This is a genomic window from Georgenia sp. G2120 (assembly GCF_055326485.1).
Genome location: NZ_JBUZNL010000006.1, coordinates 173,199 through 186,988 on the forward strand (window position 1 = coordinate 173,199; position 13,790 = coordinate 186,988).

Sequence of the window (13,790 nt, forward strand, 5' to 3'; positions counted from 1 at the left end):
CGGCACGACCGGACCAGCCACACCCGGAGCAGCCACTCCCGGACCAGCCACACCCGGGTCCGGCACGCCCGAGCCCGGCGCCACGATGCCCGCCGACACCGACGGCGGCCCTGCCAGTCGCCCGGTCGCGGAGCGGTCCCGCGCCCGGAAGGAGCAGGCCCGGAAGGAGCAGGCCCGCAAGGCCGCCGGCTCCTCGGGGGTCGCCGCCGCCGCGGACGACGCCAACGCCCGCCGCGCCGAGCGCGGACGCCGTCGTCGCCGGTCGGTGGCGGCCGGAGCGGCCCTCGCGGTCGCGTCGACGGGCATCGTCGTCGCGGCGCTGGCCTACGACGGTGAGCCGGTCGCGGACATCGAGCTCCACGACGGCGGCGTGTGGGTGACGAACTCCGACGAGCTGCTCGTCGGCCGCGTGAACTACCCCGTCCAGGAGCTCGACGGCTCGGTGACCGCCGCGTCGGCGGACGTCGACGTCCTCCAGGAGGGCAGCACGGTCCTCGTGGTCGACCACGGCGCCGCCCTGCTCCAGACCCTCGACCCGGCGACCGTCTCGACCGGCACCGGTGCGGTGACCATCCCGCGCTCGGCCGAGCTGGGCCTCGGCGGGGACACCGTCGGCATGCTCGAGCCCGGCTCCGGCGCGCTGCGCTCGGTCCCCGTCGACCAGGTCGGCGTCCTCGGCGACGCCGAGGCGGCGCCGAACGCGCACATCGGGGCCGACGGCCGCCTCGCCGTCGGAAGGGACGGCGCCGTCCACGGGCTGTCCGTCGAGGACGGCTCCGTGGTGACGATCCCCGCGGGCAGCGAGCCGGCCGGCGGCACCCCGCCCGCGGAGTCCGGCAGCGAGGCGGCGAGCGGCGGGTCGGAGGAGGCCCCCGAGCCCACCACCGAGGCCGAGGAGGAGACCACCGAGGCTCTCGCCACGACCGACCTCGGGGTCGGCGCGGACGTCCTCGGCGGCGCGGAGTACGTCGGCCTCACCTCGGTCGGCCCGACCCCCGTCGGCGCCGTCGTAACCGAGGAGGACGAGCAGCTGCTCGTCCTGCGCGGCGACCGCGAGCCCCTCGACCTCACCGGCTACGACCTCGACCTCACCGACGTCGCGCTCCAGCAGCCCTCCGACGCCGGTGGCACCGTGGCGCTCGCGACCCGGGACGCCCTCGTGCTCGTCCCGATGGACGGCGACGAGCCCACGATCATCCGCTCCGAGATGATCGGCGCCCCGGCCGAGCCGATCGTCGTGGCCGGCTGCGTCCACGGCGCCTGGGCGGGCGCCGAGGGCTCCTACCTCGTCCAGTGCGGCGACTCCGAGGCGGTCGACGCCCAGGTCCCGCTCCAGGGCTCCGAGCACGAGCTGCGCCTGCGGACGAACCACGACCTCGTGGTCCTCAACGACACCCTCACCGGCACCGTGTACCTCCCGCAGGAGGACATGATGCTCGTGGACAACTGGGACGACACGACCCCGCCGGAGGGCGACTCCGAGGAGGAGACGGACTCGACCGACGACCGCCTCGAGGACCAGCCGCTCGACCGCGAGGAGGAGAACCGGCCGCCGACCGCCGTCGACGACGCCCTCGGCGTACGCCCCGGCTCCGTCACCGTCCTCGAGGTCCTCGCGAACGACACCGACCCCGACGGCGACCTGCTCACCGTCTCCGAGTTCGGCGAGATCCCCGAGGAGACCGGGGTGCTGTCCTCGATCATGGGCGGGCGCGCGCTCCAGGTCGCGGTCCCGGAGACGGCGTCCGGGCAGGTCTCGGTGCCCTACACGATCACCGACGGCCGGGAGAACGGCGAGGCCGAGGGCACGATCACGCTGCGGGTCGTCCCGGACACCGAGAACAGCCCGCCCCAGGTGCGCGAGGACCGCGACCCCCGGATGGACCTCGCCCTCGGCGGCACCGGCGAGATCGACGTGCTCGGCTCGATGGTGGACCCCGAGGGCGACGAGATGCTCCTCGCCGGCGCCTCCACCGAATCCGACGACGTCGTGCACTTCACCCCCGACGGCCGCCTCACCTTCGTCGACACCGGCACGAGCTCCGGCGTCAAGGAGGTGACGGTGCGCGTCTCGGACGGCACGGACGTCACCGAGGTCGTCGTCCCGGTCGAGGTGCACGACGCCGAGAACCTCCCGCCGCGGGCCGTCAACGACTTCATCTCCCTCAGCGTGGGGGAGGAGGCGATGGTCGAGGTCCTCGCCAACGACGTCGACCCCGAGGGTGAGCCGCTCCGCCTCGGCTCCGTCACCCCGTCCGACATCGCGGACGTCCGCCCGGACTACGACACCGGTCAGGTCCACCTCACCGGACTGACCGAGGGCACGAACTACCTCGAGTACGTGGTCGCCGACTCCGGCGGCCAGGACACGACCGGGCTCGTCCGGGTCGACGTCGTCGCCCCCGACACCGAGGCGCCGCCGGTCGCCGTGCGCGACACCGCGCTCCTGCCCGCCGGCGGGTCCGTCCTCGTCGACGTCCTCGCCAACGACGAGGATCCGGCGGGCGGCCTGCTCGCGGTCCAGCAGATCGAGGTCCCTCAGGACTCCCCGCTCGTCGTCTCCGTCCTTGAGCACCGGATGCTGCGCATCACCTCGACGCAGACGACCGCCGGTCCGCAGCGGCTGACCTACACCGTCTCCAACGGCACCGCGACGGCGACCGGCGAGGTCGTCGTCCTGCCGATCATGTCCGACCTCGAGCCCCAGCCGCCGGTGGCGGAGCCCGACGTCGTCGACGTGCGCGCCGGCGACTACGTGACGATCCCCGTGCTCCAGAACGACTCCCATCCCCAGGGCCTGGAGTACACGCTCGACGCCGAGCTGTCGGAGGAGCCCGATCCCGACAGCGGCCACTTCTTCACGTCCGGCCAGGTCGTGCGCTTCCGGGCGCCCGAGACCCCGCAGAGCGTCAACGCCGTCTACTCGGTGACCGACGAGAACGGGAACTCCGCCTCCGCGCTCATCACCGTGCGCGTCCAGGCCGCCTCGGAGTCCAACGCCGCCCCGCTGCCCGAGCCCATCGAGACCCGCGCGTTCGGCGGCGAGCGGATCCGCATCCAGGTGCCGATGTACGGCATCGACCCGGACGGCGACTCGGTCCAGCTGCTCGGTGCCGGCACCGCACCGCAGCTCGGCCGCGTGGTCGAGGTCGGCGCCGGATACCTCGACTACGAGGCGTACGGCCAGTCCTCGGGCACCGACACGTTCACCTACTCGGTGCGGGACCGGCTCGGGGCGGTGGCCTCGGCGCAGGTGCGTGTCGCCGTCGTGCCCCCGCCCCTGTCGAACTCGCGCCCGCAGGCCCAGGAGGACTCCGTCCAGGTGCGCCCGGGGAGGACCGTCGACGTCGACGTGCTCTCGAACGACACCGACCCCGACGGCGACCCGCTCTACCTCGCCGACGACCCGGACGGCGGGCCGTTCGACGACCTGCCGGAGCTCGCCCCCGAGCCCACCGAGCAGCAGCGCATCCGCGTGAGCACCCCGACCGAGCCCGCGGCGTTCTCGCTGGTGTACCGGGTCTCCGACCGGCGCGGCGGGCTCGACTCCGCCGTCGCGACGGTCGACGTCACGCCGGACGCCCCGCTGCTGCCCCCGCTCGCGCGTGACGACCTCGTGGCGCCGGCCGACATCATCGGGCACGACATCGTCACCGTGCCCGTCCTCGCCAACGACGAGGACCCCGACGGGACCGCGGACGCCCTGACCGTCTCCCTCGTCGACCCGCCCGAGGGCGCCCGCGTGGCCGGCAACGACGTGCAGGTCCCCGTCCTGCCGACCCGTCAGGTCGTCACCTATCAGGTCACCGACCCCGACGGCATCGAGGGCTTCGCGTTCATCGACGTGCCCGGCTCGGAGGACACGGGCCCGGTGCTGCGCACCGACGTCGACCCGATCGAGGTGCACTCGGGCGAGCGCATCGAGATCGACCTCGACGACTACGTGGTCGCCCCGTCCGGCCGCGACATCCGCCTGACCGACGAGACCCAGGTGACGGCGACGAGCTCGGACGGCTCGAGCCCGGTCGTCGACGCGACGACCCTGCAGTTCACCTCCGCGCCCGACTACTACGGGCCCGCGTCCATCACGTTCGAGGTCACCGACGGCGAGACCGCCCAGGACGGCCTCAGCTCGCGGCTCACGCTGCCGATCACGGTGGTGCCCGACGGCGTCAACATCCCGCCGACCTTCCGCGGCGGCGAGATCGAGGTCGTCCCCGGCGAGGACCCGGAGTCGGTCAACCTGCGCTCGGCGATCGACGACCCGGAGGACTTCTCCTCCCTGCGCCTCGAGGTGGTCGAGGACGGCGTCCCCGACGGGCTCACCGCGAGCGTGGACGGCCACACGCTCACCGTCGAGGCCGCCGTCGACGTCGTGCCCGGCCAGACCCTCGACCTGCCGATGACCGTCTCGGACGGCGTCAACGACCCGGTCCCCGGCGTCGTGCGGGTGCAGGTCACCGCGTCGAACCGACAGCTCCCGTCCGTGCCGGACGTCGACCTCGGCGAGGTCGAGCAGGGCGAGACCGAGACCGTCGACATCCTCGAGGGCGCGTTCAACCCCTACGCCGACGACGGCGAACCGCTGACGATCGTCTCCGCGGCCGCCGAGCAGGGCATCGCGCAGGTCGACAACTCGCTCACCGACGTCTCGGTGACGCCTGCCGAGGACTTCGTCGGCCCGCTCACCGTGCGGGTGACGGTCGAGGACGCCACCGGCCTGCCGTCCCGGCAGACCGAGGCACGCATCACGATGAACGTCGTCGGCGTCCCGGGCACGCCCACGCCGCCGCGCGTCCAGGAGGTGCAGGACGGCGCGGTCGTCCTCACGTGGGCGGCGCCGGTCGCCAACGGCTCCCCGATCACGGGCTACACGGTGGACACCGCGGGGCACCGGCAGGAGTGCGGGACGACGACCTGCACGATCGGCGGTCTGACGAACGGCCAGGAGTACACGTTCACCGTCATCGCGACCAACGAGGTCGGCGACTCCGAGCCGTCCGCCCCGTCCGGTCCCGCGATCCCCGACGTGCGGCCCGAGCGGCCCGAGGCGCCGTCCGCCGAGCGGGGCGACGGCCAGGTCCAGCTCGCGTGGGAGACGCCCGTCTCGCGCGGGACCCCGGTCGAGCGGTACGACGTCCAGGTCACGCCGTCCACCGGCGGCGGCCAGGTCTCCGCCACGGGGACGAGCCACACGTGGAGCGGGCTGAGCAACGGCACGAGCTACACGTTCCGGGTGCGCGCGCACAACGGCGCCGACGAGCCGTCCGAGTGGTCGCCCTGGTCGCAGGCCGTCGTGCCCGCCGGTCCGCCGACGGCTCCGGGCACGCCGGACGTCCAGCGCGTCGACTCGCCGATCGCCGCCCAGATCACCGGCTCGTTCGCGCCGGCCGACGCCAACGGCTCGCCGATCACCGGCTACGAGGTCGTCATCTTCCAGGACGGCGCGGAGTTCTCCCGGTTCACCACCCAGTCCACCTCCTTCACGCAGGACGCGCCCGAGGGCCACGACTACTCGGTCGCGGTCTCGGCGACCAACGACGTGGACCAGGGGCCGGCGAGCCCGCGATCCGGCACCGTCAGGTCGTTCATCCAGCCCACCGCGCCCGGGACGCCGAGCGTCACCGCGACCGGCTCGGACGGGCAGGTCACCCTCGACTACGGGGCGGCCGACCCCCGCGGCGACGAGATCGAGCGCTACGAGTACTCGATGAACGGTGGCGGCTGGCAGACCCTGAGCGGCGACTCGGTCGGCGGCCTGACCAACGGCTCCAGCTACACCTTCCGCGTCCGCGCGTGCAACACGTACTGCGGCGAGCCGTCCGGCGCCTCGTCGGCGGCGATCCCGTACGGGCCGTTCGGAGAGCCGTCGGTCACGGTCGATGCGACGACGCCCAACGAGTACGGGCAGGACGCGCGCGTCGAGGTCGAGTGGTCGGTACCGGACGGCAACGGTCGGCCCATCCGCGAGGCGTACGTCGAGATCACCGGTCAGGGCCGTATCGACGCGCTCTCGCAGTCGAGCACGACGATCAACGCGGCCGAGTGGAACACGACCTACGACGCCACGATCACCGTCGTCCGGGACGATCCCTCGAGCACCAGGCGGACGGACTCGGACAGCGACGCCACGGGTGACGAGCCCGATCCGCCCGCCCGTACCGTGACCGTCCAGCGCAACAACGACGCCCGGGGCGAGCCGGGCAACCCCCCGTGCCTGGAGTCGAACGACGACTGCAAGTGGCTCGAGTTCAGCTACGACAACTTCGAGCACTACGACGACGGTCCCTACGAGGTCACCTGGTACTACGGCGACAGCTCGAACGCGACGTCCCTCATCACCCCGACCCCGAACTTCCCCAACCCCTACACGTTCACCCCGAACGGTGCGGGTAACGGCACCCGGCTCGAGGGCAAGTACTACGGGGAGACCGGGGACTGGATCCGGGTCGTCGTCCGGAACTCGTCGGGCGACGTCGTCGCCGAGGACTCGTATCGCGTGGGCGGGTGACATGCGCGCGCCCGACACCGCTCGGCCGGCCCGGAGAGCCGACCGCCCATCGCCCCAGCTCGCACCACGGCGGATCATGCCGACCCGCCCCGACCGCCCGTCCCTTCCCCGCACCACCGAGAGGACCCCATGACCGCCGTCCCCGTGATCGAGCAGCTCTCCGAGGAGCAGGCCTCCTGGTACGCGAGCACGTTCGACCGCATCGTCGACAACGTCGGCAAGGCCGTGGTCGGCAAGACCGGCGTCATCCGGCTCGTCGTCACGGCGCTCCTGGCCGGCGGGCACGTCCTCCTCGAGGACTACCCGGGCACCGGCAAGACCCAGCTCGCCCGGTCGCTCGCCCAGACGCTGCGGGCCACGAGCTCGCGCATCCAGTTCACGCCGGACCTGCTGCCCTCCGACGTCACGGGCGTGTCGATCTACGACCAGGAGAAGAAGACCTTCGAGTTCCACCCGGGTCCGATCTTCGCCAACGTCGTCCTCGCCGACGAGATCAACCGCGCCTCGCCCAAGACGCAGTCGGCCCTCCTCGAGGTCATGGAGGAGGGGCGCGTGACCGCCGAGGGGCGGACCCACGAGGTGGGGGAGCCGTTCATCGTCCTCGCCACCCAGAACCCGATCGAGCAGGCCGGCACGTACGCGCTGCCCGAGGCGCAGCTCGACCGGTTCCTCATCAAGACCTCGGTCGGCTACCCGGACCACGACTCGACCGTCGCCATCCTCACCGGCTCCGCCGTCCGCGACCGCGCCGGTGAGCTGCGCGCCGTCGTCACCGCCGAGGTCGTCAGCGAGATGGTGCGGATGTCCTCCCGCGTCCACGTCGACGCCGCGATCGCCGACTACATCTCCCGCCTCGTCACGGCGACCCGCACGGCGGCGGGCGTCGAGGTCGGCGTGTCCGTCCGCGGGGCGCTCGCCCTCGTGCGGTGCGCCAAGACCTGGGCCGCGTCCCAGGGCCGCGGGTACGTCCTGCCCGACGACGTCCGCGAGCTCGCCGAGCCCGTCCTCGGCCACCGGATGGTGATGGAGGCCGAGGCGCAGTTCGACGGCGCCACCGCGGCCGGGGCGCTCGGCACGGTCCTCGAGGAGATCGAGCCGCCCGCCCACCGACAGCTGGCCGGGGACCACGGCCGCTCGTGAACGGCTCCCGCCCCGACGTCCCGGAGGCGGTCGAACGGCACGCGGTCGTCCACGGCCCGGCCGAGCGCACCGGCTCCGCCGCGTCCCCGCACACCGGTTCCGCGCCCACCGGCGCGTCGCCCGGCGGCTCCCCGGGCTCGGCCCACTCGCCGTACTCGATCGGTCAGGTGACTTCGAGCGGCTCGACCACGGGCCGCTGGCGCACGTCCGCGCGCGCCCGGGTCGGCGCGATCCCGGGGCTGACCACCGCGCTCGAGCGCACCGTCGCGCCGCGCCGGGAGGTCGCCCGGGTCCTCGGCGGCGTCTCCGTGCTCGGGTGGACGGCGCTGGGCCTCGGCGTCGTCGCGCTCGTCGTGGCGTTCGTCCTCGGGTGGGGCGAGGCGATGGCGGGCGGGGTCGCGCTGCTCGCGGCCTTCGTCGTCGCGGTGCTGTTCACCGTGGGGCGGCAGAGCTACCAGGTCGACCTGCGGCTGTCCGACCACCGGGTCCAGGTGGGCGACCGCGCGCTCGCCGGCGTCATCGTCAGGAACACGGGGGCGCGCTCGACGTCCGCGGCCCGCCTCGAGGTGCCCGTCGGCCCGGGCCAGGTCGCCATCCCGCTGCCCGGCCTCGCGGCCGGCGACTCGGTCGAGGAGCTGCTCGCGGTGCCCACGCAGCGCCGCGCCGTCGTCGACATCGGCCCGGCCCGGACCGTGCGCGGCGACCCGCTCGGTCTCGTCCGCTCGGCGCGGACGTGGACCGACACCCTCGAGATGTACGTCCACCCCCGCACGGTGCGTCTCGCCCCGGCCTCCGCCGGCCTGCTGCACGACCTCGAGGGCCGTCCCACCACCGAGCTCACCGAGTCCGACCTCTCGTTCCACGCGCTGCGCGAGTACCAGCCCGGCGACGACCGGCGCTACATCCACTGGCGCACCTCCGCCCGCACCGGCAAGCTCATGGTCCGCCAGTTCGAGGAGTCGCGGCGCAGCCACGTCGTCGTCGCCCTCAGCACCTCCGCCGCCGACTACGACGAGCCCGACGAGTTCGAGACCGTCGTGTCCACCGTCGGCTCGCTCGCGCTCCAGGCGATCACCGAGGACAAGGAGCTCACCGTCCTCACGACGTCGGCGCCGCTGCCCACGGTGTCCGCCCGCGCGGTCCTCGACGCGCTCACCCGCCTGACGATGACCCCGACCCGCACCGAGGTCGTCGACATGGCCCGCGAGATCGCCCTGTCCCACGCACGCGCCACGCTCGCCGTCCTCGTGTGCGGCTCGCCCGTGCCGCTCCGGGACATCCGCGCCGCCGGCTCCGTCCTCCCCGTCGGCATGCGCGCCCTCGCCGTGCGCGCCGACCCGTACGTCGAGCCGAGCGTCGCCGCCGTCGGGCCCGTCACCGTGGTGACCGTCCCGCACCTCGACGAGCTCACCCGCGGCCTCCACATGGCGGCGCTGTGAGCAGCCCGTCCGCCCTCGAGGAGGGGCGCCGCACCCGGCTCGCGAGCGAGGCGCTCCAGTACCGGGGTGACGCGCCTACGCGGGCCGCGCTCCGGCGTCGGGCCCGGATGCGCGTGTGGGACGCGATCGCGATCCCGCTCCTCATGCTCCTCGCCCTGATCCCGCTGTGGCCCGCCTACGGGGTCGCGCGGTTCTGGGTGGTCCTCGTCCTCGCGGTGCTGGCCGGGAGCGGCCTCGCGCTGCTCGCCGCCTGGCGGCGCTGGGGCGCGCTCGTGACGGTCCTCGCCGTGCTGCTCGCCCTCGTCCTGCTCACGGGCGCGGCAGCCCCGGTCGAGGCGCTGGTCGGATGGTTGCCGAGCCCGGCGAGCGTCGGCGCGGTCGGCCAGGGTGTCGTCACGGCGTGGAAGGACCTCGTGACGATCCTCGCGCCGGTGGGGGCGACCGGGGCCGTCCTCACCGTCCCGCTGCTGCTCGGGGTGGTCGGGTCGGCGCTCGCGATGACGATCGCGCAGCGCACCCGCCGGCCCACGCTCGCCGCCCTCGTGCCGCTGGTGATCCTGCCCGGCAGCGTGCTGCTCAGCACGCGGGACACCTCCCTCGCGGTGCCGGTCGGGCTCGCCTTCGCCGCCGTCGCGCTCGTGTGGGCGGCGCGCCGCTCCCACCGCCTGCACACGGAGCGACCCGTCGCCACGGCAGGGCTCCTCGTCGTCGCGCTCGTCGCCGGAGGCGCCACCGGGCTGCTGTGGCAGGACGAGGGCCGGCGCACCGTGGTCCGCGACCACGTGGCCCCGCCGCCCGACCTGCGCGACTACCCGAGCCCGCTCGCCGGGTTCCGCGCCTACCTCAAGGACCACCTCACCGACACGGTCCTCACCGTCGACGGGCTCGAGGCCGGTGAGCTCGTGCGGCTCGCGGCGATGGACTCCTACGACGGCACCGCGTTCACCGTGGCACCCGGCGGGGAGGCGGGGACCGGCGAGTTCCAGCGCATCGGCGCCGCCGTCGACGAGGACCTCCCGGGCGCCGAGGAGATCGACGTGACGATCGGGGAGTACCGCGACGTGTGGGTGCCCGTGGCCGGGCAGCTCGCCGACGTCGAGTTCACCTCCGGGAGGGCCACGGACCTCGCGCGCTCGCTCTACGTCAACCCCGTGGCCGGCGTCGGGCTCGTCGAGGCCGGGCTCCGCCCGGGCGACACGTACACGCTGCTCGCCGCGCCCGTCGAGCGGCCCGACCTCGGGGCCCTCGAGGCCGCCCCGGTCGCCGACGACGCGCTGCCCCCGGTGACGATCCCCGACTCGATCGCCACCGAGGCGTCCGTCCTCGCCGCCGATGCGACGACGACCCTTGCGCGCATCCAGGCCGTTGAGTCCGGCCTGCGGCAGGGCTACTTCAGCCACGGGCTCGAGGGCGACACGCCCTCGCTCGCCGGCCACGGCGCCGCGCGGCTCGACGCCATGCTCACCGGCCCGGCCATGGTGGGCGACCAGGAGCAGTACGCCGCCCTCATGGCGCTCATGCTGCGGTCGATGCAGATCCCCGCGCGCGTGGTCATCGGCTTCGAGGTGCCCAACGGGAGCGGCGCCATCCAGCTCGCCGGCGAGGACGTCACCGCGTGGGTCGAGGTCCCGTTCGAGCAGCACGGGTGGGTCCCGTTCTTCCCCACCCCGGACGAGGACCGCATCTGGCAGGAGCAGAACCTCGAGCCGCAGGAGCAGCCGCAGCCGCAGGTCCTCCAGCCGCCCCCGCCCGTGCTCGAGCCGCCGGACGCCCCGCCCGCCGCGCGCCAGGACGTCGACGTGCGCGAGGAGCCCGAGGAACGCGAGAGCCAGCTGTCGATCGTGTGGATCATCGTCGCCGCCGCCGGCGGTGGCCTGCTGCTCCTGCTGCTCGCGCCGATCGCGATCATCCTCGCCGTCAAAGCCGCCAGGCGCCGGCGCCGGCGCACCCGGGGGACGACCACCCACCGGGCCGCAGGGGGCTGGTCCGAGGTCGTCGACGTCACGCGCGACCTCGGCGCGCGCGTGCCGGTGGGCGCGACCCGGTCCGTGGCGGCGGGGGCCGTCGCGCGCTCGCTCGGCGGGCAGCGCGGCGTCACCGGCGCCGGGGCGAGCGCCGTCGGTCCCGCCAAGGGCCGGAAGGGCACGAAGTCCCGCGACGACGACGCCCCACGCCCGGTGGGCGCCACCGCTCCGGGCGGCGGAGCCCCCGAGCAGCCGGACGCCGAGGTCGGCGCGGACGTCCCCGAGGTCGACCCGATCGACCTGGGCGGCGTGGACCTGCGCGGGCTGGCCCGGCGCACCGACGAACAGGCCTTCGGCTACCGGGAGCCCGACGACCGCGACGTCGAGAAGCTGTGGGCCGAGGTCGACGAGACGCTGCTGGCCGTCCGCAAGGCGGCGGGGCGGCGTCGGTGGTGGCGCTCGCGCCTGTCGACGCGCTCGCTCAAGCACCGGCGGGACGAGCGGCGCAGACGCCGGCGCGAGGGCGGCTGACCGATCCCGAGGGGTCGGTGGCCGGCCGACATCGGATCGAGAGTGCGGCTCGGGGTCGGCGCGATGGCGGCTGACAGGGGGTCGAGAGTGCGGCTGAGGGGCGGAGCGAGGCCTGCAGACGAGGTGTCGCGCGCGTGCCCGGCCGCGTTCGGACGTGCCGGTCGCCACACGCCCGCATCGGGCCCGGTCCCGCGACGCGTGGGAGCCCGGCAGCGGTGCACACTTGCCCCATGCCTCGCTCCACGACGGCCGTCCGGCGCGCCGCCCACCCGTCCGCCATCGCGCGTGACTGGGCGACCTTCAGCTCGGTCCTCATGCAGCGTCAGACGGCGCTGCGCGACCTGTACCCCGCCGCCACCTCGGTGCCTCGCGCCCTGGGCGCGCTGCTCGCCCTGGCCCTCGCCGTCGGCGGCAGCCTCGTGCTTCGGCCCGGGATCGCGGGCGAGCCGTGGGGACCGCTCCAGGCGCCGGTCCTGCTCGTCGTCGGGATCGTCCTCGTGCTCGGCGCCGCCGTGCTCGCGATCCTGCTCATGCGGTCCGGGAACCCGGTCATCGCCGGCACGCTCGCCTGGGCGGTGCTCCCCACCGTGGTGACCGAGGACGGGCGCCGACAGCGCCGCGCGGGACAGCTCACCGCCCGCCAGCACGAGGCGGTCCAGGAGGTGGGGCGGCTCCTCGCCCCGGGGCCGGTGCGACTCCGGCAGGTGGGAGCGGCGCTCGCGATCCTGGCGACGGTCGCCGCCACGGCGTTCGCTGTCGGACCGGTCATCGAGCAGACGCGCGCCTACGCGAACGACGCCACGCTCGGCGCCATGGTCGCCGCCCTCATCCGGGCCGTCGCCTGCTGGTGGCTCGCGATCGCCGCCGGCCTCGGTGCCTGGCGCCTGACCGTGGCCCGCAACGGCGGGCTCGGCCCCGGCGGCCTGGGCGCGCGCGTGTGGACGCTGCGCCGCGCGGGCGTCGACGTCACCGACACCTCGGGGGCGCAGCCCGCCGACGACCGCCGCGGCGCCGACTGGTCCGACGACGGTCCCGGTCTGGCCACGCAGGTCGCCGGGGTCGACGCCCACGGCGAGCGGCACCACGGGTACGGGTCCGGTGGACCCGGGGCGTACGGGCAGCACGGTGGGCCGGGTGGCGACGGTGGCCCCGGTCCGTACGGCGGCGACGGTGGGTACGGCGGTGGCGCCGGCACGGGTGGCCCCGGTGGGTACGGCGGTGGCGCCGGCACGGGTGGCCCCGGTGGGTACGGCGGCGGCTACGGCTCCGCGGGGTCCCCCGACCAGGGATCCGGCTACGGACCGGGCGGGTACGGCGGCGGCGATGGCCCGGGCGGACCCGAGCAGTACGGCTTCGTCTCGCATGGTGGCTACGCCGGCGCGGGGCAGGAGGCCCCCGGACATCGGGGCGCCGACGGCGGACCCGGCCAGGGCGACTACGCCGGCCCTGCGCCGGCGGGGTATGGCTACGGCGGTCCCGGTACGGACGGCTCCGGTGCGGGCGGCTACGGCGGTCCCGGCCCGGACGGCTCCGGTGCGGGCGGCTACGGCGCTCCCGGCCAGGGAGGACGGGGTACGCAGGACGGGCACGACCGGCAGTCCTACGACCAGCACGCGTACGGAGAGCACGTGTACGGCCGGGAGCCGCGCCCCGGGCAGGGCGTCCCGCCCGTCGACCCCCGCGGCGCCACGCCGGAGGGCGCGTTCAGCCCGGACGCCTCCGGCGAGGGCTACGTCCACCAGGGCGACGACGCGGGTGGCGACTCCGCCCCCGTCGCCACGGGCGCGCACGCCGCGTTCGGCGCGCACTCCGCCCCCTCGTGGCGGGAGACGGGGGAGTGGGAAGAGGTGCCGGACGTCCGCGTCGGCGGGTACCTCCTCGACGGCGGGATCACGCTCGTCGGCCGCGACCCGGAGCCACGTGCCGGGGAGCTCGTCGACAACCTCATGGTGGTCCCTGACCCGTCGATGTCGAAGACCCACCTGTCGGTCCGTCTCACCGGTTCCCAGCTCCACGCGATCGACCGGGACTCGACGAACGGCACCTTCTACGTGGCCGAGGACGGCACGGTGACCAAGCTGGACCCGTGGCGCGAGGTCGTCGTGCCGGAGGGCGCCGCGCTGCGCGTGGGGGACTCGCTCCTCGAGTGGGACGACCCCTGGTCGGAGGACGAGGACGACGCCGGACAGACCATCCTGCGCTGAC

5 protein-coding genes are annotated in these 13,790 nt (G+C 74.8%); all 5 read left to right on the top strand.

The window, feature by feature from the left end:
- Positions 1-85: 85 nt before the first annotated feature.
- The 5 genes from ACZLMO_RS08995 (at position 86) to ACZLMO_RS09015 (ending at position 13,789) form a co-directional block, all read left to right on the top strand.
- On the top strand, positions 86-6,511 hold the full coding sequence (locus ACZLMO_RS08995; RefSeq protein WP_463653529.1) for an Ig-like domain-containing protein: 6,426 nt from the start codon (positions 86-88) through the stop codon (positions 6,509-6,511).
- A 129-nt stretch (positions 6,512-6,640) separates the two neighbouring features.
- The gene (locus ACZLMO_RS09000; RefSeq protein ID WP_425715113.1) at positions 6,641-7,651 is read left to right on the top strand and encodes an AAA family ATPase; all 1,011 of its coding nucleotides are present in this window, start codon (positions 6,641-6,643) and stop codon (positions 7,649-7,651) included.
- On the top strand, positions 7,648-9,090 hold the full coding sequence (locus ACZLMO_RS09005; protein WP_463653530.1) for a DUF58 domain-containing protein: 1,443 nt from the start codon (positions 7,648-7,650) through the stop codon (positions 9,088-9,090). Before ACZLMO_RS09000 ends, ACZLMO_RS09005 begins: the two co-directional genes overlap by 4 nt.
- A complete protein-coding gene (locus ACZLMO_RS09010) occupies positions 9,087-11,585 on the top strand; it encodes a transglutaminase-like domain-containing protein (RefSeq protein ID WP_463653531.1) in 2,499 nt (832 codons plus the stop codon). The genes ACZLMO_RS09005 and ACZLMO_RS09010 overlap by 4 nt, the downstream gene beginning before the upstream one ends.
- 230 nt (positions 11,586-11,815) lie before the next feature.
- Entirely contained in the window at positions 11,816-13,789 is a 1,974-nt protein-coding gene (locus ACZLMO_RS09015) for an FHA domain-containing protein (RefSeq protein ID WP_463653532.1), read from the top strand.
- The last annotated feature ends 1 nt before the right edge of the window (position 13,790 follow it).

Excerpts from the sequence above, each read along its gene's own strand:
- ACZLMO_RS09000 (WP_425715113.1), top strand. The coding sequence starts at position 6,641 with ATGACCGCCGTCCCCGTGATCGAGCAGCTCTCCGAGGAGCAGGCCTCC.
- ACZLMO_RS08995 (WP_463653529.1), top strand. The coding sequence starts at position 86 with ATGCCCGCCGACACCGACGGCGGCCCTGCCAGTCGCCCGGTCGCGGAG.
- ACZLMO_RS09015 (WP_463653532.1), top strand. The coding sequence starts at position 11,816 with ATGCCTCGCTCCACGACGGCCGTCCGGCGCGCCGCCCACCCGTCCGCC.